Annotated in this window: 27 protein-coding genes; 10 read left to right on the top strand and 17 right to left on the bottom strand. The window is 56.9% G+C overall.

From position 1 onward, the window contains the following. Positions 1-40 precede the first annotated feature (40 nt). The 4 genes from AAIS01_RS19695 to AAIS01_RS19680 form a co-directional block, all read right to left on the bottom strand. Positions 41-232, bottom strand: coding sequence for a PLDc N-terminal domain-containing protein (locus AAIS01_RS19695; RefSeq protein ID WP_343470333.1), 192 nt, complete (start codon positions 230-232; stop codon positions 41-43). A 70-nt stretch (positions 233-302) separates the two neighbouring features. Beyond that, positions 303-833 carry a hypothetical protein gene (locus tag AAIS01_RS19690; protein ID WP_343470332.1) on the bottom strand — a complete coding sequence of 177 codons (531 nt, stop codon included), beginning with the start codon at positions 831-833 and terminating at the stop codon, positions 303-305. A gap of 246 nt (positions 834-1,079) precedes the next feature. Continuing rightward, a complete protein-coding gene (locus AAIS01_RS19685) occupies positions 1,080-1,598 on the bottom strand; it encodes an ankyrin repeat domain-containing protein (RefSeq protein WP_343470331.1) in 519 nt (172 codons plus the stop codon). 94 nt (positions 1,599-1,692) lie between these two features. Next, the gene (locus AAIS01_RS19680; protein WP_343470330.1) at positions 1,693-3,519 is read right to left on the bottom strand and encodes a long-chain-acyl-CoA synthetase; all 1,827 of its coding nucleotides are present in this window, start codon (positions 3,517-3,519) and stop codon (positions 1,693-1,695) included. Between the two features lie 354 nt (positions 3,520-3,873). Here AAIS01_RS19680 and AAIS01_RS19675 point away from each other — a divergent pair, with 354 nt between their 5' ends. Then, positions 3,874-4,152 carry a DUF3509 domain-containing protein gene (locus AAIS01_RS19675; protein ID WP_042732342.1) on the top strand — a complete coding sequence of 93 codons (279 nt, stop codon included), beginning with the start codon at positions 3,874-3,876 and terminating at the stop codon, positions 4,150-4,152. 111 nt (positions 4,153-4,263) lie between these two features. On the opposite strand, the gene mtnC is transcribed toward AAIS01_RS19675, so the two are convergent. Genes mtnC through aroC form a run of 5 tightly spaced genes read right to left on the bottom strand, consistent with a single transcriptional unit; the run spans position 4,264 to position 8,404 of the window. After that, complete coding sequence (gene mtnC / locus AAIS01_RS19670; RefSeq protein ID WP_343470328.1) at positions 4,264-4,947, bottom strand: acireductone synthase; 684 nt, start codon at positions 4,945-4,947, stop codon at positions 4,264-4,266. A 4-nt stretch (positions 4,948-4,951) separates the two neighbouring features. After that, complete coding sequence (locus AAIS01_RS19665; protein WP_343470327.1) at positions 4,952-5,497, bottom strand: 1,2-dihydroxy-3-keto-5-methylthiopentene dioxygenase; 546 nt, start codon at positions 5,495-5,497, stop codon at positions 4,952-4,954. Positions 5,498-5,515: 18 nt separating this feature from the next. Further along, entirely contained in the window at positions 5,516-6,136 is a 621-nt protein-coding gene (locus AAIS01_RS19660) for a methylthioribulose 1-phosphate dehydratase (protein ID WP_343470326.1), read from the bottom strand. Next, the gene (locus AAIS01_RS19655; RefSeq protein ID WP_343470325.1) at positions 6,133-7,278 is read right to left on the bottom strand and encodes an MFS transporter; all 1,146 of its coding nucleotides are present in this window, start codon (positions 7,276-7,278) and stop codon (positions 6,133-6,135) included. Before AAIS01_RS19655 ends, AAIS01_RS19660 begins: the two co-directional genes overlap by 4 nt. Positions 7,279-7,312: 34 nt before the next feature. Beyond that, the gene (gene aroC / locus AAIS01_RS19650; protein ID WP_343470324.1) at positions 7,313-8,404 is read right to left on the bottom strand and encodes a chorismate synthase; all 1,092 of its coding nucleotides are present in this window, start codon (positions 8,402-8,404) and stop codon (positions 7,313-7,315) included. A 127-nt stretch (positions 8,405-8,531) separates the two neighbouring features. Between aroC and AAIS01_RS19645 the strand changes: the two genes are divergently transcribed. Together AAIS01_RS19645 and AAIS01_RS19640 are read left to right on the top strand one after the other, a co-directional pair. Further along, positions 8,532-9,497 (top strand): alpha/beta hydrolase, encoded by a 966-nt coding sequence (locus tag AAIS01_RS19645; RefSeq protein ID WP_343470383.1) that lies wholly within the window; start codon positions 8,532-8,534, stop codon positions 9,495-9,497. Between the two features lie 99 nt (positions 9,498-9,596). Further along, positions 9,597-10,385: a hypothetical protein gene (locus AAIS01_RS19640; protein WP_343470323.1), complete on the top strand. Its 789-nt coding sequence runs from the start codon at positions 9,597-9,599 to the stop codon at positions 10,383-10,385. A 173-nt stretch (positions 10,386-10,558) separates the two neighbouring features. On the opposite strand, the gene prmB is transcribed toward AAIS01_RS19640, so the two are convergent. After that, entirely contained in the window at positions 10,559-11,467 is a 909-nt protein-coding gene (prmB, locus tag AAIS01_RS19635) for a 50S ribosomal protein L3 N(5)-glutamine methyltransferase (RefSeq protein ID WP_047229625.1), read from the bottom strand. 254 nt (positions 11,468-11,721) lie between these two features. Here prmB and AAIS01_RS19630 point away from each other — a divergent pair, with 254 nt between their 5' ends. The 7 genes from AAIS01_RS19630 (at position 11,722) to AAIS01_RS19600 (ending at position 18,571) form a co-directional block, all read left to right on the top strand. After that, positions 11,722-12,312, top strand: a complete 591-nt coding sequence (locus AAIS01_RS19630) for a cysteine hydrolase family protein (RefSeq protein ID WP_343470322.1) — start codon at positions 11,722-11,724, stop codon at positions 12,310-12,312. A 131-nt stretch (positions 12,313-12,443) separates the two neighbouring features. Then, positions 12,444-12,764, top strand: a complete 321-nt coding sequence (locus AAIS01_RS19625; RefSeq protein WP_092400230.1) for a hypothetical protein — start codon at positions 12,444-12,446, stop codon at positions 12,762-12,764. 74 nt (positions 12,765-12,838) lie between these two features. Next, entirely contained in the window at positions 12,839-13,396 is a 558-nt protein-coding gene (locus AAIS01_RS19620) for a Smr/MutS family protein (protein WP_045156639.1), read from the top strand. A gap of 500 nt (positions 13,397-13,896) precedes the next feature. Continuing rightward, entirely contained in the window at positions 13,897-14,979 is a 1,083-nt protein-coding gene (locus AAIS01_RS19615; protein ID WP_343470321.1) for a type I restriction endonuclease, read from the top strand. A 248-nt stretch (positions 14,980-15,227) separates the two neighbouring features. Further along, entirely contained in the window at positions 15,228-16,910 is a 1,683-nt protein-coding gene (gene drt4 / locus AAIS01_RS19610) for an antiviral reverse transcriptase Drt4 (RefSeq protein ID WP_343470320.1), read from the top strand. A gap of 223 nt (positions 16,911-17,133) precedes the next feature. Next, complete coding sequence (locus tag AAIS01_RS19605) at positions 17,134-17,346, top strand: hypothetical protein (RefSeq protein WP_343470382.1); 213 nt, start codon at positions 17,134-17,136, stop codon at positions 17,344-17,346. 202 nt (positions 17,347-17,548) lie between these two features. Further along, complete coding sequence (locus tag AAIS01_RS19600; RefSeq protein WP_343470319.1) at positions 17,549-18,571, top strand: DUF4238 domain-containing protein; 1,023 nt, start codon at positions 17,549-17,551, stop codon at positions 18,569-18,571. Between the two features lie 22 nt (positions 18,572-18,593). Here AAIS01_RS19600 and AAIS01_RS19595 read toward each other — a convergent pair whose 3' ends face one another. The 7 genes from AAIS01_RS19595 to AAIS01_RS19565 all read right to left on the bottom strand — a co-directional run bounded on the left by AAIS01_RS19595 (position 18,594) and on the right by AAIS01_RS19565 (position 25,383). Next, a complete protein-coding gene (locus tag AAIS01_RS19595; protein ID WP_343470318.1) occupies positions 18,594-19,235 on the bottom strand; it encodes an NYN domain-containing protein in 642 nt (213 codons plus the stop codon). 182 nt (positions 19,236-19,417) lie between these two features. Beyond that, the gene (gene umuC / locus AAIS01_RS19590; RefSeq protein WP_343470316.1) at positions 19,418-20,695 is read right to left on the bottom strand and encodes a translesion error-prone DNA polymerase V subunit UmuC; all 1,278 of its coding nucleotides are present in this window, start codon (positions 20,693-20,695) and stop codon (positions 19,418-19,420) included. Beyond that, on the bottom strand, positions 20,688-21,113 hold the full coding sequence (locus AAIS01_RS19585) for a LexA family protein (RefSeq protein WP_343470315.1): 426 nt from the start codon (positions 21,111-21,113) through the stop codon (positions 20,688-20,690). Before AAIS01_RS19585 ends, umuC begins: the two co-directional genes overlap by 8 nt. 1,124 nt (positions 21,114-22,237) lie before the next feature. Then, complete coding sequence (locus tag AAIS01_RS19580; protein WP_343470314.1) at positions 22,238-23,032, bottom strand: DNA adenine methylase; 795 nt, start codon at positions 23,030-23,032, stop codon at positions 22,238-22,240. A gap of 148 nt (positions 23,033-23,180) precedes the next feature. Beyond that, a complete protein-coding gene (locus AAIS01_RS19575) occupies positions 23,181-23,723 on the bottom strand; it encodes a lysis system i-spanin subunit Rz (protein ID WP_343470313.1) in 543 nt (180 codons plus the stop codon). Further along, the gene (locus AAIS01_RS19570) at positions 23,705-24,268 is read right to left on the bottom strand and encodes a glycoside hydrolase family 19 protein (RefSeq protein WP_343470311.1); all 564 of its coding nucleotides are present in this window, start codon (positions 24,266-24,268) and stop codon (positions 23,705-23,707) included. Before AAIS01_RS19570 ends, AAIS01_RS19575 begins: the two co-directional genes overlap by 19 nt. 68 nt (positions 24,269-24,336) lie before the next feature. Next, a complete protein-coding gene (locus tag AAIS01_RS19565) occupies positions 24,337-25,383 on the bottom strand; it encodes a phage late control D family protein (protein ID WP_343470310.1) in 1,047 nt (348 codons plus the stop codon). Positions 25,384-25,401: the final 18 nt, after the last annotated feature.

Genomic DNA, 25,401 nt, shown 5'->3' with positions numbered 1-25,401 from the left:
TGCCCGGCGGCAAAGCCTGCCGGGCAACGTCAAAGAGCGGTCAGATGCGCACGTTGCCTCGCGGCCCGGCAACTGCCCAGATGATCAGGCCCAGCACTGGCAACAGCAGGATCAACAGCACCCACAGGACTTTTGCCCCCGTTCCCGCGCCACTCTTGAGCACATTGATGATCGCCCAGATATCGAGCGCCAGGATGATCAGGCCAATCAGACCGTTGAAGGTGGAACCCATGGTGTCGCTCCCAGATGATGATTTGCACACTTAGGATAGCGGGAGCCCGACGAGGGTTCCGTTTTATTGCTCAGACGTGGATCGCAACCTTCAAGGCTTCCAGGGCCGGCGCGGCGGCAATGCCGACGTCGGCGCACAGCTCGAGCACACGCGGCACGTCGTTGCCGTACACCAGAACCATCTGCAGTTCATCGTCGAGCAACTGGCTGAAATTCATCAGCACATAGCCGCCGTTTTCCTTGTTCAGGCTGCTCATCTGGATCTGGATGCGATTGAGCGCCGTCAAGGCTTCGGTTTTCGCCAGTTGCTTGGGCTTGAGATTGAAGGCCACGCCAGGGCCGAACGAGGCGACGATCTGTTCGAACAGGTCTACATAAGTATCGGCCTGGAACAACACGGTGTCCGGCAGACTCCCCACCACCACCCATTCGCCCAATGGAATCGGGAAGCTGTCGTCGTAGTTGATGTCCGGGTTGGCCGCCAGAAAAGCCGCCGGGTCGGCGTAGGCCTGGGCCGCTTCGTCAGCAATTTTCGCAACGTCGGCATCGCCCAGGCAGCCGGAGCTTATTTTGCTGATGAGTTCGACGAGTGCGGCTTTCATGGGGAAATCCTGTGGCGATTGGGTTTTGAGGGCGCGCAGGATAGCGCATCACATTGATTGAGTCAGGCACCTGTGGCGAGGGCGCTTTTGTGGCGAGGGGATTTATCCCCGCTGGGCTGCAAAGCAGCCCCAAAAAATAACCTGACACAACGGATTGGTTGTAGGGCCGCTTCGCGCCCCAACGGGGATAAATCCCCTCGCCACAGAAGCAGCGTCAGACTTCAGGTACTTCCCAGCAGATAGAGATCAGCCCAGCAACTTTTCCAACTGCGCCGTGGTATCCACCGCGCCCATGGTCCGGGCTGCATCCAGGGCCGAGACGCCGTTGGCGTCCTTGGCCTTGGGGTCGGCACCCTTGCTGATCAGGTAATCGACGATCTCCACACGATTGAACATCGCCGCCATCATCAATGCGGTGCGACCATCGAAGGAAGCGCCTTCCACCTGCGCCCCGCCGTCCACCAGCGCGCTGACCACGGCCAGGTCGCCCTTGAACGCTGCGCCGGCAATCGGGCTCTGGCCGTTGTCGTTGCGGATTTCCGGATCGGCCTTGTTTTCCAGCAGCACTTTCACCGTCTCCACATGCCCGTGGTAAGCGGCCAGCATCAGCAAGGTGTCGCCTTTGTGATTACGCAGGTTGGGCGGCAGGCCTTTGCTCAGCAAGGCGGCCATCATGGCAGCGTCGCCCTGGCGGGCGACATTGAACACCTGTTCGGCAAACTCCGCAGCCTCTTCCGGGGTCATCTGGCGGCTTGTATCGGACATGGGGAACTCCACTTAAGTCTTCGCAAAGCGGCTAGTTTCCCGAGGGACTCCAGGCCTGTCATCCCTTTTTTCTCTGCACCGTGCATAGCCAGAATCAATAACGGTACTGTCCTTGCTGAATCTGCGCTACCAATTGCCGGTCGACCCGCACATAGGTCGCGGTGCCGGGCAGCCAGGCATAGACCGGCTCATCGCCCGTGGCGCACGGGTCGAAGGCTTCGCTCCTGAGACGGTTTTTCTGGTATTTGAAGGTGCCGGTGGTGTCCATCTTCACCTTGATGCGCAGGAACAACGGCACCGCATAGGCCGGCAATTTGCACTGCAAAAACTGCAACAGCTCAGCAAAATCCAGGGTCGCCAGGGATTCGGACGGGGTAATCGCCGCCATGCCGGCGCGGCCATTGGTACCATTGATCTCGACGCCATACGCCACTGCCTCGGCCACCTGCGGGTGCTGCAGCAATACATTTTCAACTTCGGTGGTGGAGACGTTCTCGCCTTTCCAGCGATAGGTGTCACCGAGGCGATCAACGAACTGCCCATGGCCGAAACCGATATTGCGCAACAGGTCACCGGTATTGAAGTAACGGTCGCCAGGCACGAAGACATCTTTGAAGATGGTTTTTTCGGTCTTGGCCGGATCGGTGTAGCCGTCCAGCGGTGCCTTGTCGTCGATGCGCGCCATCAGCAGGCCGGCTTCGCCCTTGGGCACTTTCTGCATTCGGCCTTGCAGATTGCGCAACGGCGCCCCGCTGTCATGGTCGTACTGCACCAGCTCCCAGCCCATCAGCGAAAACCCGACGGTGTTGTCGAAATTCAGCACATTGGTGAAACCGATATTGCCGTCGCTGGCCGCGTACAGCTCGCAGATATGATCGACACCAAAACGCGTCTTGAACGCCGCCCAGGCCCCGGGGCGCAAGCCGTTGCCGATCATCTTCCGGACCTCATGCCGCCGGTCCTCGGCACTGGCGGGCTGGTCGACCAGGTAGCGACACAACTCACCGACATAGCCCAGGGTGGTGGCCCGGTAACGGCGAACGTCACTCCAGAACTGGCTGGCGCTGAACTTGCGCCGGATCGCAAACCCCGAGGCGCCGCAGATCGCCGCCCCCCAGCACACGCACAGCCCCGTGGCGTGGTACAGCGGCAGCGTGCAATACAAAACATCCGCGGGCTGCATGTCCAGGGCGATCAGGCCGAAACTGGTGGAAGTGCGCATCCAGCGCCCGTGGCGGAACACCCCTGCCTTGGGCAAGCCGGTCGTGCCCGAAGTGTAGAGATAAAAACATGGGTCGTTGAAAAAAACCTGCTGGCTGCTGGCCGGGTTTTCGCCTGGGTAACTGGCGCTGCTGCTTATCAGGTCGATGAAACCGCAAGGCACGGCAGCGCTGTCCTGGTCGGCGATCCACCAGGTTCGCTCGCCTGACAGCGAAGTGCGGGCTCGCACGTCGTTGAACGCCGCGACCCGTTCTTCCCCGACCACCACCGCGACAGGGGCGACCAACGCCAGGCTGTGCACCAGCGCATCCCCGGTCTGTGAAGTGTTGACCATGGCGCTGACCGCACCCACTTTCGCCACCGCCAGCACCGTCACCAACAACTGTGGCCGGTTCTCGATGAAAATCGCCACGCAATCGCCCTTGCCGATGCCCTGCGCCAACAGGTAATGAGCGATGCGATTAGCCTGTTCGTTGGCCTGTGCATAACTCAATACCGTGTCGCCACACAGCAATGCCGGCCCTTGGGGATTGCGCTGCGTGGCCTGTTCGAAACACCAGCCCAGGCCACAGGGCTGGGTCGGGTCCTGGACGTTGGCCAGCTTCATGCCTCTGACGATACGGGGAATGGCCCTGGCAATCGTGGGTAGCTTGCGCAGCATCTTGCCCCAGGTAATGGCGTCGCTGGATGTACGACTCATGGTCACTCCCGTTTGACCTCGTGGGTCTCGGTTCTTGTTGTCGGGCTGGAGCTCAATTGCGGTCGAAATTACGCCAGCGATTCCGGCGCTGTACATGCGGTTTTTGCAATGTTTTGTATCCACCCTCGCAGACAGGCGGAGCAAGAGCGTCAGAAATTCAATTGGTTCAACAAAAAATCGCCCGACCACGCAAAATGCAGGATGCACGGTGGCCATTCATGCAAGTTGCACGAAAGCAAAAATGAAGGGAAATGTTAAATGATTGTTTTATAACGACTTTTATTCAAGCCCAACGCTGGCACAGACACTGCAACACCCTCTCCACGGTTTGCCACCACCCTGGAGCAGTCAAATATGAACATGATTCAAGAAAAGTTTGCGTCCCTGTTTTCCAACTACGAAGTGACCACCCAGGCCCGCCCGGATGGCGGTATCCTGCTGACCTTGCGCAACAGCGAAGGCAAACTGTTTAAACGCACAATTTCCTACGCTCAGTTGCACGCCGGGGACCAACTGTCCTGGGCAATCAGCGCCATCCGTCGCGACCTGGCGGAACAAGCCAGCGAATTGCCACAGATCGCCATGCTGCAGAGCCAGCATCGTTTTGCGCTGCCGACCTATCACAGCGCCTGATTCTCTTTACAGAATCGTGTGGGAGCGGAGTTGCTCGTAAAGGCGGTGTGTCAGCTAACCGACATGCCGCCTGACACGCAGCCTTCGCGAGCAAGCCCGCGCCCTCAGGTATCAAAAGGCTGAAGGTTCGATCCGGGCAAAACTGTCCACCGTGACATGCCCTTGCAGCTCACCGCCCTCGCGCGCCAATCCGCACGTTGCCATGCCGGCATCACGAGCCGCGTCCAGCTCCTGGACGATATCCGACAGAAACAGAATCTCCTCCGGCGATACGCCCACCGCCGCGCTGATGCGCTGGTAGGACTGCGCCTCCCGCTTGGGCCCCGAGGTGGTGTCGAAATAACCATTGAACAAAGGCGACAGATCGCCCGCTTCGGAACAGCCGAAAATCAGCTTCTGTGCCTGAATCGAGCCCGAGGAATAAACGAACAGTTGGAAACCTTCCTGATGCCAGCGCTGTAGCGCCTGAACCGCATCCGGGTAGACGTGCCCTTTCAACTGCCCCGCCTGATACCCCTGCTCCCAGACCATGCCCTGCAACGCCTTGAGCGGCGTGGCCTTGCGGTCTTCGGCGATCCACTCCAGCAGGATCGCGATGACGCGCTCCAGGTCAGCCCCCGGCTCACCGGTGTCCTGACGCACCGCTGCCAATTGCTCGGCCACGTCGGCGCGGTCGGCATGCTGGCGAACGAAATCCGGGAGATGTCTGGCGGCATAGGGGAACAACACATCGAACACGAAACTCACCGCGCTGGTGGTGCCTTCGATGTCAGTGAGAATGGCTTTGATCGGCACAGGCTCAGTCCTCCAGGCGCGGGAAACGGCTGGCGATGTCGTCGCCAGTGAACTTCGCGACCCAACCTTCCGGGTTGTTGAACAGGCGAATGGCAACGAAATGCGGATGCTCGCCCATGTCGAACCAGTGCGGCGTGCCCGCGGGCACCGAGATCAGGTCGTTCTTTTCGCACAGTACGGCGTAGACGTAATCGTCGATGTGCAGGGTAAACAGGCCACGACCGGCGACGAAAAATCGTACTTCGTCTTCCGCATGGCGATGTTCATCGAGGAATTTGGCCCGCAGTTCGGCTTTTTGCGGGTGGTCGCTGTTGAGGCTGATGACGTCGACCGTGACGTAGCCACGCTCGGTCATCAACCGGTCGATCTGGGTCTGGTAGGCAGCAATCACTTCGTCCTGGCCGGCGCCGGGCTGGATTTTGGTCGCCGCTTCCCAGCGGTCGAAACGAACACCTTTATCGGCCAGGGTCACGGCGATGTCTTCGAAGTGGGTCAGCACCTTGTTCGGAATGTCGGGGCTTGAGACGTGGTAGACGGACAGGCTGCTCATGGTTAGGGCTCCAGCAAATTAACGGTTCAGGAGTGCGCGGGTCTTGAGCTCACACTCAAACAGGAACTCGAACGCTTCGATCTGGCGCAGGGCATCGTTCATGCTCGGCCCCCAGGTATACAGGCCATGACCGCGAATCAGGTAACCGACGCAATCGGGGTGAGCCTCGAGCCACGGTTGCACCTGGCCGGCCAGGCGCGCGATGTCCTGGTCGTTGTCGAAAATCGGCACGCGGACACAGGACTCGTGGGTCGACACACCGCTGAAAGCCTTTTGCAATTCGTAGTCTTCAAAGTCGATGAAGGCTTCGTTTGTCAGGCGCGACAACACCGTAGCGTTCACCGAATGGGTGTGCAACACCGCGCCGATCTCCGGGCGCCAGCGGTACAGCTGGGTATGCAGCAAGGTTTCGGCGGAGGGTTTCTTGCCGCGTTCCAGGCTGTTGCCGTCCAGGTCGGTGGCGAGCACATCGTCGAGGCCCAGTTGCCCCTTGTGCTTGCCGGACACGGTGAGCAAGGCCTGGTCAGGCGCAAGCCGGGTCGAATAGTTGCTGCTGGTGGCCGGGGACCAGCCGCGGCCATACAAAAAACGCCCGGCGTCGATGATTTCCCGGGCGAGCTGTTCACGGGTAAGGCTCATGGCCTGTCCTCTTGCATACGTGTGGCAATGATAACGGCTGCAGCGAAGGCTGCGAGGCTGGCGATGCTGAAAGTCCAACTGGCACCCAGGGCGCTCCAGCTGTAGCCGGAATACAACGCGCCCAACGCCCCGCCCATGCCGGCCAGGGCGGCGTACAACGCCTGGCCCTGACCTTGCTGGCGAGGGCCGAAGCTACGTTGCACGAAATGGATGGCAGCGGCGTGAAAACTGCCGAAGGTCGCCGCGTGCAGCACCTGGGCAAACAACAAAACCCAGAGAAACTCGGCCAGTGAGCCCAATAGCAGCCAACGCAACGCCGCCAGCAGGAAACTCACCAGCAGCACCCGACGCACGGAAAACCGCGCCAGGATCCGGCTCATCAGCAGGAAGATCAGGACCTCCGCCACCACCCCAATGGCCCAGAGCATACCGATCAACCCGCGGCTGTAGCCCAGGCCTTCCAGGTGCAACGTCAGAAAGGTGTAATACGGCCCATGACTGACCTGCATCAGCCCCACGCAGCCATAGAACGCCAGCACGCCAGGGTTGCGCAGTTGCCGCAGAAACCCCTCCCCCGCCACTCGCGGTCCCTGGGTCGGCTGGGCGTTGGGGACCCAGAAACTGGCGAGCACGATGCCGCCCATGATCAACACCAGTGCCACCGGATAGATGTCCAGGCTCAGCCATTCAAACAGCCGGCCGAGCGCGACCACGGTGATGATGAAACCGATGGAACCCCACAGGCGAATCTGGCTGTAGCGCGACGTCTGCCCGCTCAAGTGGGCCAGGGTAATGACTTCGAACTGCGGCAATACCGCGTGCCAGAAGAACGCGTGCAGCGCCATGACCAAGGCCAGCCAGGCGTAGCTCTGGTCGATGAAGATCAGCGAGAACGTCAGCAGCGTGCAAATGGCACCAAAGCGCACGATCGCCAGGCGCTGGCCGGTGTAATCCCCCAGCCAGCCCCAGATATTCGGTGCCACACAGCGCATCAGCATGGGGATCGCCACCAGCTCGCCGATGCGCGCCGCGTTGAACCCCAGGTGATCGAAATACAACGCCAAAAACGGCGCCGTCGAACCGAGCAGCGCGAAATAGAACAGATAGAAACTGGAGAGCCGCCAGTACGGCAGAGCCGCCATGGTCGTCAGGCCACGGCGGTCGGCAGGTCAGCCATCAAAGCTGGCCCAGCACCGGGGTGCTGACCCGCACGTCGGCATTCTGGCCGCGATGACGCAACAAGTGGTCCATCAGCACGATCGCCATCATCGCCTCGGCAATGGGCGTGGCGCGGATGCCGACGCACGGGTCATGGCGGCCCTTGGTAATGACGTCCACCGGGTTGCCATGGACGTCGATGGAGCGCCCCGGCGTGGTGATGCTGGAGGTTGGCTTCAAGGCCAGGTGCGCCACGATCGGCTGGCCCGAGGAAATGCCACCGAGGATGCCACCGGCGTTATTGCTCAGGAAACCTTGCGGGGTCAGCTCGTCGCGGTGCTCGGTGCCGCGCTGGGCGACACAGGCGAAACCGGCGCCGATTTCCACGCCCTTCACCGCGTTGATGCTCATCAGCGCGTGGGCCAGTTCGGCATCGAGCCGGTCGAAAATCGGCTCGCCCAGGCCCGGCATCACACCTTCGGCCACCACGGTGATCTTCGCGCCGACCGAATCCTGATCCCGGCGCAGCTGGTCCATGTAGGCCTCCAGCTCCGGCACCTTGTCTGGATCGGGGCAGAAAAAAGCGTTCTGCTCCACCGACTCCCAGGTCTTGAACGGGATTTCGATGGGACCCAACTGGCTCATGTAGCCACGAATCACGATGCCCTGGCTGGCCAGGTACTTCTTGGCAATCGCACCGGCCGCCACGCGCATGGCGGTTTCCCGGGCCGAACTGCGACCACCGCCACGGTAATCACGCTCGCCGTACTTATGGTGGTAGGTGTAGTCGGCGTGGGCCGGGCGGAACAGATCCTTGATGGCCGAGTAGTCCTTGGACTTCTGGTCGGTGTTGCGGATCAGCAGGCCGATGGCGCAGCCAGTGGTGCGTCCTTCGAACACACCGGACAGGATTTCGACTTCATCGGCTTCCTGGCGCTGGGTGGTGTGGCGGCTGGTGCCCGGCTTGCGCCGGTCCAGGTCACGCTGCAGATCGTCCAGGGAAATCTCCAGGCCCGGCGGGCAGCCGTCGACAATGGCGACCAACGCCGGGCCATGGCTTTCGCCCGCGGTGGTGACGGTGAACAGCTTGCCGTAGGTATTGCCGGACATGCAGGGTGCTCCGTGAAATCGCTGAATTCGTGATGGGCGCCAGTATACGCAGGCTCCCTCAGTAGTTCATCCTCGAACCTTATCGGTGGCCGTCAGTCCAACCGGCACCTTCGTAACCAATGGCGTAATGATGTTAAAGCTGCTTGCCTTAAGCCTTGCCCTGTTTACCGGCCTGCTTTCCAGCCTGGCCCAGGCCACCGTCCTGCAACGACCGATCAGCCTTGACACGGGTAACGGCGAGCTTTTCGGCTCGCTGCTGTTGCCCAAGTCCGACGCACCTGTGCCGGTTGTCCTGATCATTTCCGGGTCGGGTCCTACAGACCGTGATGGAAACAACCCCGACGGCGGGCGCAACGATAGCCTCAAACGCTTGGCCTGGGTGCTGGCCAAACACAACATCGCCAGCGTGCGCTATGACAAACGCGGGGTAGCCGCCAGCCTTGCCGCGACCCCGGACGAACGCAACCTGAGCGTCGAAGCCTACGTGGCCGACGCCGTGGCCTGGAGCCGCAAACTGGCCGCCGATCCACGCATGGGTCCATTGATCCTGCTGGGTCACAGCGAAGGCGCCCTGATCGCCAGCCTCGCCGCCCCCCAGGCGAATGCAGCCGCGGTCATCTCGCTGTCCGGCAGTGCCCGGCCGATCGATCAGGTGCTGCGTCAACAACTGAGCAGCCGCCTGCCTCCCCCCCTGATGGCGCGCGCCAATGAGCTGCTGGACAGCCTCAAGGCCGGTCGCCTCGACCAGAACGTACCGCCGCAACTGCAGGTCATCTTTCGTCCCAGCGTGCAGCCCTACCTGATCTCGCTGTTCCGCCAAGCGCCGGCCCAGGCTTTCGCGGCGCTGAAGATGCCGGCGCTGATTATCCAAGGCAGCCATGACATTCAAGTCAGCGTCGATGACGCCAGGCAGTTGCAAGCCGCCAAACCCGATGCCGAGCTGGCGCTGATCAAGGGCATGAACCACGTCATGCGCATCGTTCCCAAGGACATGAAAGAGCAATTGGCTTCCTACAAAAATCCAAACCTGCCCCTGGCGGCCGAATTGGGCACGAAAATCCTCGGTTTTATTAGCTCATTACCCGCTCGATAGACGGTTTTCCCCCTCCAGTCCTGGCAAAAACGGCCGATAGACCGGTGTCGGACAGCGCTATGGCTGCCGATCAGCCGGCCTGGACAGGATTTTGCCGTTATGACTGACACTCAAACTTCACCCGACACCCCCGCCGAAACGCCCGCCGCTCCAGTGGCGGAGCTGCCTTGGGCGGATGTGCAGGCCGAGCACCATAAAATGCTCCGCCTGGCACCGCTCAAGACCGACCGTGCCACGGGTGCGCGGCCGCTGCGGTTTGTCGAATTCAGCTATGCCGAGCGCCACAGCAAGGAGCGCAGTTTGCTGCGCATGAGCGTTCAACTGCCGGGCCAGCGAGTGCGCAAGGAACAGAATCATCTGGACGTGTGGGCCGATCACGTCGAAAAACGCCTGTATTTTTCCCCGGACAGCTTGCAGGTCGAGCCGCTGAACCGCGGCATTGGCCGCTTCCTCGCCGCCCAGGGCATTACCTGGGCCAAGAAGCGCTGGTCGAGCTACCGGGTCGATGGCAGCGATCTGAATAACAAGGACGCGCTGAACGAAGACACCCGCCTGCGCCGCGACCACTTCTTGAAAGCCCATGGTTTTGAAGTGGTCTACGCCGACGCCCAGCACCTCAAAGGCAGCGTCAAGCCAGCGCAGGTGGGCAATCTGCTGGGGGACTGGAACACCGAAAAACTGCAGTTCGTGGAAATTCTCGAAGCCGCACAGATGCTCCAGCAAGCCGAGCAGAACCTGGCGGAGCAAGAGGTCAAACTCAAGCAGCAGGAAGAAAAGGTCGCCAAGTTCAAGCGCGAAGACAACGGCCTGCGTTTCACCATTACCTGCCTGGTGGCATTTGCCATGTTCCAGGCTGGGTTGTTGATCTGGATTGCGACGCGGCACTGATTGCCGGCTGCTTGACACATAATCCTGTGGCGAGGGGATTTATCCCCGCTGGGCTGCGCAGCAGCCCCCTGCAAGAATTCTGATACTCCGCAGGTGGCTGGTTTTAGGGGTGCTTCGCACCCCGCGGGGATAAATCCCCTCGCCACAAGGACAGTTCCGCCAGATCGATCAGGTCAAACCCGCGAAGCAAACAATGCCTGATGCTGGCGGCACTGTTCAGCACTGAGCATGAATACACCGTGCCCGCCACGTTCGAAGTCCAGCCAGGCAAAATCGACTTCCGGGTACAACGCCTCGACGTGAACCTGACTGTTACCGACCTCGACAATCAACAAGCCCTTCTCGGTCAGATGATCGGCGGCCTCGGCCAGCATCCGGCGCACCAGGTTCAGGCCATCATCGCCACAGGCCAGGCCCAGCTCCGGTTCGTGCTGGTACTCCTGCGGCATGTCGGCGAAATCTTCGGCATCGACGTAGGGCGGGTTCGACACGATCAGGTCGAAACGCTGGCCCGGCAAACCCTCGAAACCATCTCCCTGGACAGTGAACACACGCTCGTCGACGCCGTGGCGCTCGATGTTCTGGTTGGCCACTTCCAACGCTTCGAACGACAGGTCGGCCAGCACCACCTCCGCCTCCGGGAACTCAAAAGCGCACGCGATGCCGATGCAGCCGGAACCGGTGCAGAGGTCGAGAATCCGTGCCGGTTCCTGACCCAGCCAGGGCGCAAAACGGTTTTCGATCAGTTCACCAATGGGCGAGCGTGGAATGAGCACGCGTTCGTCGACGATGAAAGACATCCCGCAGAACCAGGCTTCACCCAGCAGGTAGGCCGCCGGGATGCGTTCGGCGATACGTCGGCGCAGCAGGCGCTGCACATGAACCAGCTCTTCGTCTTCGAGACGGCAGTCCAGGTAGCTATCGGCAATTTCCCATGGCAGATGCAGCGCGCCCAACACCAACTGACGGGCTTCATCCCACGCATTGTCGGTGCCATGGCCGAAAAACAGATCCTCTCCATGGAAACGGCTGACGGCCCAACGTATATGGTCGCGCAGGGTACGGAGACGGGAAGTGATCACGGCGGCAAACTCCAAAAAAACGACTGGCGAGTCTACCAGCCAATCACTCCCCCCACCAAAACACGGCTCAAACACGCGCGAATAAGGCCGCGACAGATGTAGGATTTATCCGTTTTTCGCGCTGACTATTGAACAAGACGGACATCTTGACAAGGCTGTAGGCCAGCAACGACGGCCCTTGCGATGGAAGCGATTCACAGAACCGCTCAGCCAGAGGAGAATGTCGCAAAAGCCCCACTCGAAGGAGCCCCAGAATGTCCGTTCCAAAAACGATGTTTCAACTCAGCGGTCGCGGTTACGCGGCGGCCAATCTGAGTCAAGCGACGCTGATCATCATCGATGCCCAGAAAGAATACCTCGCCGGCCCCCTGGCATTGAGTGGCATGGATGCAGCGGTCGCGAACATCAGGCAATTGCTCGGCGCGGCCCGTGCCGCCGGCCGGCCGATCGTGCATGTGCGTCACCTGGGCACCCATGGCGGGCTGTTCGATCCACAGGGCGAACGCGGGGAGTTCATCACCGGCCTGGAACCCCAGGGCGACGAAACCGTGGTGGAAAAACTGCTGCCCAGCGCGTTTCACGGCACCGAGTTGAAAAAACGCCTGGAGGACTTCGGCCCCCTGGACCTGATCGTTTGCGGTTTCATGAGCCATTCCAGCGTCAGCACCACCGTGCGCGCCGCCAAGAACCTGGGCTTTCGTTGCACCCTGGTCGAAGACGCCTGCGCCACTCGCGATCTGCCGCACAAGGGCGGTGTCCTGAGCGCCGAACACGTGCACCAGACCGAGATGGCGATCATGGCGGACAACTTCGCCACCCTGGCTCTGACCCGCGATTTCATCTGACACCCCTTCGATAAGCGGCCCGTTGCGCCGCTTATCCGCAAAAGCCTCTCATTTGCCGCAATTGCCGTAGTGTCAGGAACAACCCGAACATCTTCCGGTCGAAGGGCCGATACCCATTGAGGAAGGTCGGAATGAAGTTATCCGATGGTTTTGACGCACGTCGCTTGCGGCCCAAAGGCCCGAGCAACTGGCGCTTGCGTTTCGGTGCCGCGCTCGCGGCGCTCCTGGCAACGCTCGGTGTATTGCTGGCGATGGCCGGCGCCGCCAGCCTGCTGGGTCGCCCGCCCGCCCTGGGCGAGTTGAATGCAACCGCGCTCGGCTCAACGATCATTCTGGTGATCGGCTTGCTGGTACTGCTTTTGGGCGTCTGGCTGTGGCGTCTTTGCCGCCGTCGGGCCCGCCAATCCCTGGAGCTGGCCATGGCTCCTCACCTGATGAAAAAGCACGACTGACCCGCCGCCCGACGTTTTGTCGCGCCTGTTCCCGCAGGAGTTGGGTAAACTGGCCGGCCTTCGCGGAGGCTGACATGCAAGACGACGACTTTTCCCTGTTCAAAAGTGCGATCCAGGGCGTTAAACCGATCAAGCACGACCGTGCCGAGACCGGCAAACCCAAGGCGGATCGCGCACAAATCGCCAAGCTGCGCCAGGCCGCCACGGTGCGCACCGATGCCACGACGGTGGATGGCTTGTCCGACCAGTTCGTGATCGACGTAGGCCCTGAAGACGAGCTGATGTGGGCTCGCGACGGCGTTCAGGAAAGCCAGATGCGCAAGCTGAAGGTTGGCCAGATCCCCTTCGAAGGCAGTCTCGACCTGCACGGCATGACCGTGGAAAAGGCCCGGGAAACCCTCTGGGCCTTCCTGGCCGAAGCCACCCGCTTCGAGATTCGCTGCGTGCGCGTCACCCATGGCAAGGCCGTGCGACTGGACGGCAAGCGGCCGATGATCAAGAGCCACGTCAACACCTGGCTGCGCCAGCACCCGCAAGTGCTGGGCTTCACCTCCTGCCAGGCGAAACACGGTGGCGCCGGGGCGGTGTACGTGATGCTCAAGCGCACCATGATGGAAGGCCGCGACGAGTAGCGCCCGATTGCCGAGCTTGCAGCGCCGTGTCCGCCACCGTACCCTTGCCCTTTGCGTAAAATCCCACAGGTAGTTTCATGTCTCTGGAACAGAATTACACCGCTATGTAGAGTGGGTTTAGCTTGGTGTTCAGAGGTAATGAAATCGGGGACTTAGTACTTAGGGCCACCTGATTTTTCTTCCCAAAACGCAACAACTGGTACGGAAATTGGTACAAGAACTCGTGCATCCAAAAGCCCCGCGTCTGCAGAAACGACACGGGGCTTTTTCTTAGCCGGAGACACCCTTTTTCGCTCCCTCACTGCTGGCTTCGGCCAATAGGAGTCGTTCCGGTTAGGAAATCAGAAACAAATTCAGAGCGAGATAGCGGATTCCCTAGGTGTCATTCATCTGGCCAAGCGTCCAGTGTGGATGGAATAACAGTAGCAAGATGACATCCATGCGTAGTAGCGTTGCGCCCCTACGACCCCAATCGGGTGAACGTGCAACGGAGCAGGCAAATGGATTTTGTAGAACGCTTAAACGCAATGTCAGCGAAGGTTAATCAACTAGCGTCGACGATACAAACCGAGGAAGCAACAAAGACTGCTTTTGTCATGCCGTTCATTCATACCGTGCTGGGCTACGATGTTTTCGACCCCTCCGAAGTCGTCCCCGAATATGTATGCGATGTCGGCACCAAAAAAGGGGAAAAAATTGATTACGCGATCCTGAAAGGCGGACAAATCCAGATATTGATCGAAACAAAAAAAGTCGGCGAGCCGCTCCATATCAACCATGCGAGCCAACTGTTCCGATATTTCCATGTCACCACTGCGAGAATCTCCATCCTTACAAATGGCAGATTCTATCGGTTCTACACTGATCTTGATGCACCAAACAAAATGGATGAGAAGCCATTTCTAGAGATCGATCTGCTTAACATTGATGAGCACGTCATCCCTGAGCTTCAAAAACTTACGAAATCCGCTTTCGATGTTGATTCAATCATCAATGCTGCAGGTGAACTGAAGTATGTGGGAAATATAAAAAAGGAAATAGCTAAGCAGTTCACCCAGCCTGATGATGATTTCGTTCGTTTCTTCGCATCGCGAGTCTACGAGGGGGTTATCACCCAAAAAATTAGAGATCAGTTCACCCAACTCACAAGAAAAGCCGCTTCCCAGTTTCTTAGTGATCAGATCAACGACAGGTTGAAGTCAGCGATGAGCAAAGCCACGTTTCCCACGCTCGCCGAATCGGTCGTCGCTGAAAATCAGGCTGAAGCCCAAGAACAGCCTGAAGACCGCTTTCTAACTACGATGGAGGAGTTGGAAGGTTTCCATATTATCAAAGCGATCGTCCGGACCGTCATAGATGCAAAGCGAATAGCTAGCAGAGATACGCAGAGCTACTTCGGCGTCCTCCTAGACGACAACAACCGAAAACCTATCGCCAGACTTCACTTCAATCGTAGCCAAAAATATCTTGGGGTATTCGACAAGGACAAAGTCGAAACGCGCCATCCAATCACCTCGCTGGACGAAATCTACGAGTTTTCAGCCGCGCTGAAAGAGACGATTTCTTTCTACCAAGAAGTCTAAGCAGAAACTTCCCAGCCTTTGGCCTGCGAACATGAGGGCTGGGTTACGCTTTTTAGCAAACCGCAGCTTGGCGTATTTCAGCAGGACTACGTGGGCGAGGATTGCACCGCTATATAGGGTGGGTTCTGCTTGGGGTAGGGCCATGACCTTCCTTAGCAATCAACATCACTCGACAAGTCAAGTAGCCTGTAGCAAAGTACTATGATAATTTTTGGATAATAGCCAAGCGGTCAAATAAGGAGGTTTAATTGAAAGAATTCACTAGTCCTTTCTCTAGCATTCCATTAGGTCTTTCTCCTGAGCGACATTTCTCAGAGGCTCTGACAAGATGGAATTACTTCCCTAATCAGAAAGACTCAGCCAGCGAAATGCCTCCCTGTTTTACGACACGACGCTTTACGCCAGAAATCGCTGAGGAATTATTAAAACTTCCTATCCAGGAAGCGCGAAAACAACACTGGTTCGATCTCGTTGAATACCGCGTTACTAGATACAATAACATCTCTCGAACTCTAGCTCTATTACACCCGCTTGCTTATGCAAGATTGCATGCAAAAATTATGGCCAATTACAAGGAGATAACGGAGTTAACATTCAGCAATCAAGGCGCCATTAAGATAGAAGAACATATCGATGGGCGAATGATAATCATGAACTATGAAAGTCATGATGCACGCACCAGCGCCGCTCTTGAAGACACTTTTGGGAAAAGATTTCGCGCCCACACAGATATTTCTAACTGTTTCGGCTCCATTTATACGCACTCTTTGGAGTGGGCTATACAAGGATACGAACAAGCAAAGAACAATCTTTTTACAAAGCCGAAGCATTGGAGCAGTCTTTTAGACGCGGCATTCAGAAACACAAAAAGAAACGAAACCTCTGGCCTACCTATTGGGCCGGCAACTTCCAACATAGCCGTAGAGATAATCTTGTGTCGAATTGATAAAGTGCTTGAAGGGCATAATTTTATTTTTACACGATACATAGATGACTACACAGCATACTGCGAAAGCCATGATGAAGCACAAAACTTTATCCGTTTATTGGGACAAGAACTCGCGAGCTATAGATTATCCCTAAACTTAAATAAAACCACCATTAAAGAGTTGCCCGAACCTTTGCAGGACCCATGGACCTCCTTGCTAAACAATGCTCTACCGAAGCGCACAGATAGCGAAGGAGTCCTTGCGCTAAACACTAGCGAGGCAATCAACTTTCTAGACTTTGCCGTCCGCCTTAACAAAGAAACTCCAGATGGCAGCGTGCTCAGATATGCTATTGGCGCTATAGCTTGTCGAGGAACTGGTGATGCCGCGATCGCGATTTTTAACTATGCTTTAAATCTTGCATGGCATTTCCCTGCCTTACTGCCTCTACTTGAAAAAATTGATGCTCGTTCAGAAGCGTACGATGTAGATGCAACACATGAAAAATTAAACACAATCATCACAGTAAATGCTTTACACAGACGCTCAGATGGAATGTGTTGGGCGCTTTATTATTTAAATCAGCTAAATCGCGAGCCTGGCGAAGATCAAATCAAGGAGGTGATCAACTCAAAAGACTGCGCAGCGATTACTATGCTATGCAAATTCAATAAATCGATTACCTTCGCAAAGGAATATGCACTGAGCGTTATCGACAACGCAACCCTTTATGAGCTAGATCAAAACTGGCTATTGCTTTACGAACTATTTTTACATAATCACATTGATAACCCCTATACAACTGAAGGCACATTCGACATCCTAAAAAAACATGATGTATCTTTCTTTTACCCTGTTGAAAGGGCAAGTCATGCAGAACAATTTTGCCACGTACTTTCGAACCCGTTCCAAGTTCCCGGTCAAACGATGCCGTTCAATCAGTGGATGCAAAAACGTGTAGCACCACCACCTCCTCCTAACCCGCCATCTCTTTTTGGATGATGACTACAAAGGAATCGCCCTGGCACAGCTTGATAGACTGGCTTTCAATATAATGGTTAGGTAGTGACGCACCGGATCTCCGCGGCTTTTTTGAGCAAGTTTTAAGTCCGTTTGTGGCCGAAAGCGGCCTGCTTGCTTCTGCCTCCAAGCAAGCGGGCCAGCGCCGCCTGGCGCAGTACACCGCAAAGACTATGCTTTTTATTTTCTCGATGGTGCAGACATGATGTCAGATGATTACTCCTTGCCTGAAGTGATTGAGAGGATTTACAGCAATCAGTTGGCGCTAGAGGCCGCTTTGATGGAGCTGACGTTGTACGTCGAGCAACGAGGAGCTCAAGATGTGGGCAAAAACGTTAGGGGGGCCTTGCAGACCATTGGAGAGAACGCGGGCTACATTCGTCAAGGCGTAGCAAAGCTAAAGAGTTTAGGCTCTTAACCATTGCAAACGCCGATTGTGCTTGGGTATGCGGCGGCTTAGGGACCAAAGGCCCGTAATTACTGGCTGTAGCACCCGCAGCGACCTGCTTGCGTTAATGCATATTGGGCATTGAATGGCATGGTTTGGCGTACGGTTTGCCCCATTTTTGCCCCAAACCTCTCTCCTCTTTAACAACGAACCGTGGAGCCAGGAGATGCGAATGCAGCAGCTACGCGTTAGAAACCATTACGTTCCGGAGCTGTATTTAAAGCAATGGGAGTGTGAGGGCAGGATTTCTACTTTTCGATTGCTAGTCCCCCATGAAAGCTTTCCCCTCTGGGAAGAGCTGCCCTTGAAAAGTATCGCTTTTCGACGACATCTCTACACGTCCCTGATTGGGCAAGAGGAGACAGATGAGATTGAGCGCTGGCTCGATCGTGAATTTGAAAGCCCAGCACGGGAGGCGATATTCCGCGTCATCAATGAGCAGCGCCTCACACCCGATCACTGGCGGCATTTGGTGCGCTTTGCTGTAGCCCAAGACGTACGAACTCCAGCACGGTTAAAGGAGTTTCTGAGCCGCCAAAAAAAGACATTGAAGCCGTTGATGGACGAAACATTGGCTCGAGCTATTGATAACCTTGAGCGGAGCGCCCGTGAAAATAAGCCACTTCAAGTTAAAGAAACTGTCGGGGCTGGTGAATTCCCTCTTAAAATCAGTATTGGGAAGCCTCACGTCGGAAAATGGCAAGTGCATGCCGAGACTACAGTCGGACGAGGGTTATGGCTTTGGAATATAAAGCATCTTTTGACTAACACCCTTAAACGCATCCCCCAACAAAGGTGGACCGTCCTTCATGCACCGGCAGGCATATCTTGGCCTACATCCGACAACCCTCTTATCAGATTGAATTATCAGGATGTTAATAATTATAACTTTAACGGTGGATGGGGAGTGAACAACACGGACATACTCCTTCCGCTTAGCCCAAAACACCTTCTTCACACAAGCATTGGTAAGCGTTCATGGACGCGAGGCACGGTTTTAGAGGAGGGTATGGCGCGTTTTTTGCGAAAAATCATAATTCAACATGCGGATCGTTACATATTCTCGCTAGAGCCGAGCGACGTCCACTTGATTCAACCTCGGCTCGTATGTTCGGAAACCTACAAAGACGAAGAGGAAGCTTGGCAAAACTGGCACAATGATCAGTGCCAGGCTGAGGCGGATCTCAGAAAGTAACAGGATGAGCTGTAACTCAGAGTCAAGCCCTTAGGATTTGGCTGCGGAGAGGGAACAGATCAAAGTTTGCCCAGCAATCTTGAGCTAAGCCTGCCCCAAAATGTCTCAGTCCTATTTGAATCACCTTGATGCCCTTAGATCCTAGATGAGCAGCAGCTGGTGCCATATCAGAATCTTGGGTCACCAACAATGCGACTTCATAAGTCCCATCTAAACCTAAACAGAGCATGTCCGTAACAAGTAAAGTGTCGACACCTTTTTCCTGAGTTGCCTTAATCGCGTTCGTGCAATGTGGACAGACATCCATCTCTGCGAAGCAGTGCGCGCAGTCCGGGTTTCGTTTAGGTCGTCTGTCCTGACAGGACACTCGGATACCCGGTCTACGACCTAACGTATTGAGCGCAAAATGCTTGTAAGAGCCATCACCATTTGGGTCGCTGGACGTGTAGATTCGGGTCTCTTGATACGTCAATGGCAACGGCGTGCCAGGAGTAGGTGAGGCATGAATTGACGCCAGATTTGTGAGGATGGGCCCCAGGTTGAACCAATCCACATTGAAACGATGATCTCGCAACGCTTGGCCCGATAAGCCTAGATGCTTTCCGTTCTCCTTCTGAAGCGTCGCCTGCAGGTTCCAATAATCAACAAAAACCATTGTCTTCATGCAAAAAATCCCTATACTGGTCCTATTACTGCCTACCCATAGAAATCTCTTTGGGTTTATTGATGTCTAGGGATCCTTCGGGATCCCTTTATCGTTTCAGAAGGTCGTAATTTTAAAGTGAAAGCTTAGGCCCTAGCTGATGCGCGCCATCATAATGACATGAAAAAGCCAGAAGCGTAGCATCACTCGCATCTCACCTTCCAAAGCTCATCAAGCTTCGTCGTATAGCTCTGACTCAGCATTTCTCGGCGCATCCCCCAGCCCGGGCTGATCGGCACGCATGCAGAACGCAGCGTTCCCCTCCCCCACCTTTCGTTAATCTGATCCAGCACGGCCATCAGTTTCGTAGCGTCGGCAGGCTGAGATGTAGCAAACAGGTCGTCGGTGTACTCGCCCTGCTGACAAAGATTCATCAACAACACCTCAGCTTTGCTGTACTTGAATCCCGGCCGGAAGACACGGTCGAGCGCGTCCACCGCAACCTTGGTCAGAAACCGCACATCATCGGTGGGATACGGCAGGTCAATCAGTACGCCATTGGCATACTTCGCCTCTTCCGGATTGAACATACCGGTGCGGATACTGACGCGGATCTTCTTGCATAGCGACTTTTGGGCCCTGAGCTTTTCCGAGGCGCGCATCATGTAGGTGGCCACCGCCTCCTTGATCGGTGCCAGCTCCGTGAGCCGCTTACCAAACATCCGGCTACAGCAGATTTCCTGCTTCGGCGGGTCCGGCTCGTCCAGGTCCAGGCACGGCGTGCCGGCCAGCTCCCGGCCGGTCTTCTCGATCACCACGCTGAACTTCTTTCGCAGCGTCCAAGGGTCGGCCTTGGCCAAATCCATGGCCGTCCTGATTCCCATGGCGTCTAGGTGAAGTTTCATCTTGCGACCGACTCCCCAGACTTCGGACACGTCGGTATTGCGCAGCACCCAATCGCGCTTGAACGGGTCGCAGATGTCGACCACACCGCCGGTTTGTACCTGCAGGCGCTTGGCGGTGTGGTTCGCGAGCTTCGCCAAGGTCTTGGTGTGAGCGATCCCCACCCCGACTGGGATGCCAGTGCAGCGCAGCACGTGGCTGCGGATCCTGCGGCCGAGCGTATCCCGGCCGTCGATGCCGGTGAGATCCGCGAAGGCTTCGTCGATGCTGTAAACCTCGACTGCGGGCACCATTGATTCAATGAGGGTCATCACGCGTTCGCTCATGTCTCCATAGAGTGCGTAGTTCGACGAGAACGGAACGATGCCGTGTTTCTGCAGCTTGTGCTTGATCTGAAAATACGGCTCGCCCATCTTCACGTAGGGCTTGGCGTCGTAGCTGCGAGCGATCACACAGCCGTCGTTGTTGCTCAGCACCACAATGGGCACGCGGGTTAGGTCCGGACGGAACACTCTTTCGCAACTGGCGTAGAAGCTGTTGCAGTCGATCAGGGCGAAAACGGGCTGGGCTTTAGACATGGCTGCGCACGCTGCAGGTGATGACGCCCCAGATGACCAGCTCGTCGCCCTCGAGCACGTACCTCGGCGGGTACTTTGGGTTCTCCGACAGGAGAATCACCTCCTTCCCACGAATGCACAGGCGTTTGCATACGGGTTCGTTGTTCAGCAGCGCCACGACGATGTGGCCATGTGCAGGCTCCATCGCACGATCCACAACGGCTAGGTCCCCTTCAAAGATCCCAGCGCCCTGCATGCTCTCCCCGGCGATGGAAACCAGGTAGACATGCGGGGCGCGAATGTTCAGAACCTCATCCAATGAGATGTGCGCTTCGATGTGGTCCGCCGCTGGAGACGGAAAGCCGGCGGGCACTCGAAACGAACACAAGGGCAGCTTCAAGCCACCCTCAGCAATAGGGCCTAGAACTGAAAAGGTCATGACGCACGATCCAAAATACTGTACGAACATACAGTTAACTTTGTACAAGGTTCGCGGTCAATTTTGTATAGGAAAAATCTGACAGGCGGGACAGCTCACGTGCGCTAAATTGGGCAGTTCGATGGAATCGCGGCTGTTCATGAAAGGCGTCTTTAGGCCTCATTGGATCTGGCTGAGGAATGGGCAGACTCAGCAACACCGAACGTAGAAAAATGACGCTTACACACGGCGAACATCCGGAAGCCTTCGAATGGTTCCTGGTTGACAGAGCAATCGGAGATGTACGAAGCCGAGGTACACAGCTCATACGCCCATCACAACAACAGTACAACAGCAAACCTTTCGGTTTCCCTAAGCTTTTCACGGTACGAACGCTGACGATAATAACTATCTCAGTTTACCTAGGTGCTTTTCGATGCGTTACGCGTAACGATAATAACCATGTCGGTTTACCTAGCGCTTTTCGATGCGTTACGCGTAACGACAATAACTATATCGGTTTACCTAGCGCTTTCCGATGCGTTACGCGTAACGGCAATAACTATATCGATTTACCTAGCGTTTTCCGATGCGTTACGCGTAACGGCAATAATCATATCGGTTTACCTAGCGTTTCCCGATGCGTTACGCGTAACGGCAATAATTATATCGGTTTACCTAGCGCTTTCCGATGCGTTACGCGTAACGGCAATAACTATATCGGTTTACCTAGCAGTTTCCGATGCGTTACGCGTAACGGCAATAATTATCCAACCTTACAGTTCATCTCATGAAGACCTCTCAAAATTTATCGCAACTATATGTTTTTTAAGTATTTCTTATCAGCACCCTTAGAAGCACGCTAGTGTGAGACGCCCTCGTCAATTGCCCCAACACGTCGAATGCATTAATTTTCATTAAAACAGCTAATCCAATGCTTGACCAACACACATTAAAAGAACTAATTTAAAAAAACAGCGATATCCATGCCCACAAACACCGCCATCATTCAGAGCGGCATACTTTTGCGAGAGTGAAAAATGAATATAATTTCTCTTTTGGCGGCTACAGTTGAGCTCCTTATCAAGCTTACCGAGCTCTTACAGCTCTGGGGTATGGGCTGTCCTGGCTTCGTAGCTCTGTAGTTAAAACAGTCCGAGTAAGTCTTTAGGCTCCCAGTTCATGATCACCAGTTCACCACTGACCTCGACCTTGCCCTGACGCTGGTTCGTGTTGCTGTACCGAATGTCCAACGTCTCGGAGTGAAAGCCTTCAAACACACGACGGATGTCCGGGTGGTCGTTGATGCTGACCATTACTTTGCCCTTGCAGCGACGCATAAAGTCAGCCATCCGCTCGTAATTCTCGAACGGGAAGTCCACGCCATATCCAGCGGTCTGCCAGTACGGCGGGTCCATGTAGTGGAACGTATGAGCGCGGTCGTAGCGCTCAGCACAATCAAGCCAGGGGAGGTTTTCGACGTAGGTGCCGGACAGCCGCTGCCACGCGGCCGAGAGGTTCTCCTCGATCCGCAGCAGGTTGATGGCCGGGCCAGTGGTCGCGGTGCCGAACGTCTGCCCCGTGACCTTGCCGGCGAAGGCATGGTGCTGCAGGTAGAAGAACCGGGCGGCGCGCTGGATGTCGGTAAGGGTTTCGGGACGGGTCATTTTCTGCCACTCGAACACCTGGCGGGAGCTGAGCGCCCATTTGAACTGGCGCACGAATTCTTCCAGGTGGTTCTGCACGACGCGATAGAGCGTCACCAGGTCGCCGTTGATATCGTTCAAGACTTCAACCGGGGCGGCCTGGGGTCGCATGAAGTAAAGCGCGGCGCCGCCGGCAAAGACTTCGACATAGCATTCGTGAGGCGGAAAAAGCGGAATGAGGCGGTCGGCTAGGCGGCGTTTGCCGCCCATCCAAGGGATGATGGGTGAACTCATTGAAAGCAAGACCTTACTGTATGGATAAACAGGTGCTAGACTCGCCGCGCTTTGTGCACGGAGCAGGAGCCTTGGCTGGACTTGCAGGGACATCTGCAGGGACGGCGACCGGGTCAGATGTTGGCGCATCCGGCCCGGTCGCTCCTTTTCACTTCGGTGTTGAAACTTCTTTGGCGTAGGCCTGGCAGGCCGCCAGGGCTATTAGCCCCCGGTCGCCGGCATCGGTGATGCCGATAATTCGTTGAGCATGCGCCGGGTCAAGTTGGGCGCGTGTGGCTCCATGAACCACGCCGCCGGCGCTGGTGGCGGCTGGCACTGCACAGCCGTTGGTGGAATCGGTGGCGTCGAGTAGGACTGACAGCCGGACATCAGCAGTAGCGAGGCGATCACGCAGGCGATCCTGATCACGTTGGGCATCGGTTAGGGCTCGATAGTGGGTTTGGTCTTTGGCGGCCAGCCGCTGTTCCAGGGCCAGGCGCTTGTCCTGCTCGGTGCGCTGCAGCGCGGCCGAGGCCAGGGTGATTTGGTTGAGGGTTTCGGTGTGGAGCCGGGCTTGTTTTTCTAGCTGCTGAGCGTATCGCCAGCCCTGGACCGTCCAGGCGATAACCGCCGAAGTGGCGACCAGAGCGAACAGTAGAAGCCCGGCGGCCAGCACGCGGTATTGCAGGGGGATCAGGCCGACGAGACGCATAGCACCGCCCTCGCCCGCTCCCACAGCTGCAGACGATCTGCCAAGCCGTTGAGCCCGCCGTTGATTTTCCGGGTGATCATTTCGAACTCATCACGATCAGCCAGCACGTTCAGCTCCCTGACCCACCAGAACCATGCAGCCGACTCGGCCGCCCATTGGGGTAGCTCCAGCAGTTCGGGTGTGCGCAACAGGCGCTCGTCGCCGAACAGCGCCAAGCTGCAGCGGAGGTAGTTGTGGGCACCGGTAACCTGGATTAAGCCGCGACCGCGATAACGCTGGCCGTCTCCGTCGGGCTCCGGGGTGTTGCCGAGTTTCGAAGCCAGCGAACCGGTGTCGTACTTGCTGAAATATTGATCGCCTCCTAGCTCCCGCACGTACTGCAGTTGGCCGGACTCATGCCCAACCTGGGCCAGGAATGCAGCCTGCCGCTTGGGCGTATCGATTTGTCGGTGGGCCATAGCGGCGTTCAGGGCCGATACAAAAACGCCCGCTTGGCGGCGGGCGTTGGGCATGATGCGCTGTAGTTGCTGCTCAGTGAGTGGCATGGGGGCTCCAAAAAAAATCCCGTTCGATGGCGGGTTGCGGTTGTGTTTGAGGGTGGTGCTGAGTGCGCTTAAAGCTGGACGACCTTGACCGGCTTGGTTTCCTTCTTCTTTTTCTTCCCCTTGGCATTGGCCTTGCCCTTCTTGCCGCCGTTGCACTCGACGGTGGTGGTCCAGCCACTGGTGGTGAACAGTTGCTCAACCGCCTCAGCCAGGTATTCACCATCAAGCCCGGGCTTGATCCCCTGAACAATGATGGACCGTTCGGCAAATACATCGGCACGGCCGGCCATTTCCAGGCGAACCCCGGCGCTGCTGCGATTGAACGCAGCCAAGCGCGCCTTGGCGGCCTGCTCGGCGGCTGACTTGTTAGGGTAGATATGCCTGTCGGTATGGACGGCTGGCAGGCCGTTCGGCAGGTCGTCGTTGTCCAGCTCGACCACCTTAAGCGCGCCGGACTTTTTGTCCTGGTGCTTGGTGCGTACCGCCTTTTGCGTATTGCGGTCGCCGAGACGAAATTGATAGCGGCTCAAATCAGCGCGCCTCAGAACCACAGGACTCAGGTTCTTACCGCTGGCTGTCTGGCCACCTTGCCGAGGCATGACCAACAGCTTGCCGTCGGCCAGCTTGGCCGTGCAGTCGTATTGCTTGGCAAGGCGAGTGATGAAGTTGTAATCCGACTCGTTGAGTTGGTCGACTCGAGGCACTTTTGTTTGCACCGGACACACCGGCTGCCAACCATTGCGGGCTGCCACGTCGCGGACAATCTGCTGCAGGGGCACGTTTTCCCAGGACCCGCTGCGCACGGTCTTGCCGCTGCCACGCATGTCACTGGCTTTACCCCGGATCACCATCGTGTCAGGCGGCCCCGACAACTCGATCTCGTCGACGGTGTAGCGCCCCAAACGGGTCAGGGCCTGGCCGGTATACCCCAGGTAAACCTCGACACCCGCCCCACGTGTGGGCAGCGCAACCGCTTGATCACGATCATCGATCCGCAACTCGAAGTCGTCCGAGTCCATGCCCGGCTTATCCGAGGTGCGCAGACTCAATAACCGGTCATTGATCAACGCGGTGATGTCCTTACCGTCCGCAACGATGCGATAGGTCGGCTTCATGGCGATACTCCAAAAAAG

Source organism: Pseudomonas halotolerans, assembly GCF_039581215.1.
GTDB lineage: Bacteria > Pseudomonadota > Gammaproteobacteria > Pseudomonadales > Pseudomonadaceae > Aquipseudomonas > Aquipseudomonas tehranensis.
This window is presented reverse-complemented; position numbering and strand designations above follow the sequence as displayed.

What these genes read in the sequence shown, in the direction of transcription:
- AAIS01_RS19695 (WP_343470333.1), bottom strand. Translation starts at nt 232, where the DNA reads ATGGGTTCCACCTTCAACGGTCTGATTGGCCTGATCATCCTGGCGCTC.
- AAIS01_RS19690 (WP_343470332.1), bottom strand. Translation starts at nt 833, where the DNA reads ATGAAAGCCGCACTCGTCGAACTCATCAGCAAAATAAGCTCCGGCTGC.
- AAIS01_RS19685 (WP_343470331.1), bottom strand. Translation starts at nt 1,598, where the DNA reads ATGTCCGATACAAGCCGCCAGATGACCCCGGAAGAGGCTGCGGAGTTT.
- AAIS01_RS19680 (WP_343470330.1), bottom strand. Translation starts at nt 3,519, where the DNA reads ATGAGTCGTACATCCAGCGACGCCATTACCTGGGGCAAGATGCTGCGC.
- AAIS01_RS19675 (WP_042732342.1), top strand. Translation starts at nt 3,874, where the DNA reads ATGAACATGATTCAAGAAAAGTTTGCGTCCCTGTTTTCCAACTACGAA.
- AAIS01_RS19665 (WP_343470327.1), bottom strand. Translation starts at nt 5,497, where the DNA reads ATGAGCAGCCTGTCCGTCTACCACGTCTCAAGCCCCGACATTCCGAAC.
- AAIS01_RS19660 (WP_343470326.1), bottom strand. Translation starts at nt 6,136, where the DNA reads ATGAGCCTTACCCGTGAACAGCTCGCCCGGGAAATCATCGACGCCGGG.
- AAIS01_RS19655 (WP_343470325.1), bottom strand. Translation starts at nt 7,278, where the DNA reads ATGGCGGCTCTGCCGTACTGGCGGCTCTCCAGTTTCTATCTGTTCTAT.
- aroC (WP_343470324.1), bottom strand. Translation starts at nt 8,404, where the DNA reads ATGTCCGGCAATACCTACGGCAAGCTGTTCACCGTCACCACCGCGGGC.
- AAIS01_RS19645 (WP_343470383.1), top strand. Translation starts at nt 8,532, where the DNA reads ATGATGTTAAAGCTGCTTGCCTTAAGCCTTGCCCTGTTTACCGGCCTG.
- AAIS01_RS19640 (WP_343470323.1), top strand. Translation starts at nt 9,597, where the DNA reads ATGACTGACACTCAAACTTCACCCGACACCCCCGCCGAAACGCCCGCC.
- AAIS01_RS19630 (WP_343470322.1), top strand. Translation starts at nt 11,722, where the DNA reads ATGTCCGTTCCAAAAACGATGTTTCAACTCAGCGGTCGCGGTTACGCG.
- AAIS01_RS19625 (WP_092400230.1), top strand. Translation starts at nt 12,444, where the DNA reads ATGAAGTTATCCGATGGTTTTGACGCACGTCGCTTGCGGCCCAAAGGC.
- AAIS01_RS19620 (WP_045156639.1), top strand. Translation starts at nt 12,839, where the DNA reads ATGCAAGACGACGACTTTTCCCTGTTCAAAAGTGCGATCCAGGGCGTT.
- AAIS01_RS19615 (WP_343470321.1), top strand. Translation starts at nt 13,897, where the DNA reads ATGGATTTTGTAGAACGCTTAAACGCAATGTCAGCGAAGGTTAATCAA.
- AAIS01_RS19605 (WP_343470382.1), top strand. Translation starts at nt 17,134, where the DNA reads ATGTCAGATGATTACTCCTTGCCTGAAGTGATTGAGAGGATTTACAGC.
- AAIS01_RS19600 (WP_343470319.1), top strand. Translation starts at nt 17,549, where the DNA reads ATGCAGCAGCTACGCGTTAGAAACCATTACGTTCCGGAGCTGTATTTA.
- AAIS01_RS19595 (WP_343470318.1), bottom strand. Translation starts at nt 19,235, where the DNA reads ATGAAGACAATGGTTTTTGTTGATTATTGGAACCTGCAGGCGACGCTT.
- umuC (WP_343470316.1), bottom strand. Translation starts at nt 20,695, where the DNA reads ATGTCTAAAGCCCAGCCCGTTTTCGCCCTGATCGACTGCAACAGCTTC.
- AAIS01_RS19585 (WP_343470315.1), bottom strand. Translation starts at nt 21,113, where the DNA reads ATGACCTTTTCAGTTCTAGGCCCTATTGCTGAGGGTGGCTTGAAGCTG.
- AAIS01_RS19580 (WP_343470314.1), bottom strand. Translation starts at nt 23,032, where the DNA reads ATGAGTTCACCCATCATCCCTTGGATGGGCGGCAAACGCCGCCTAGCC.
- AAIS01_RS19575 (WP_343470313.1), bottom strand. Translation starts at nt 23,723, where the DNA reads ATGCGTCTCGTCGGCCTGATCCCCCTGCAATACCGCGTGCTGGCCGCC.
- AAIS01_RS19570 (WP_343470311.1), bottom strand. Translation starts at nt 24,268, where the DNA reads ATGCCACTCACTGAGCAGCAACTACAGCGCATCATGCCCAACGCCCGC.
- AAIS01_RS19565 (WP_343470310.1), bottom strand. Translation starts at nt 25,383, where the DNA reads ATGAAGCCGACCTATCGCATCGTTGCGGACGGTAAGGACATCACCGCG.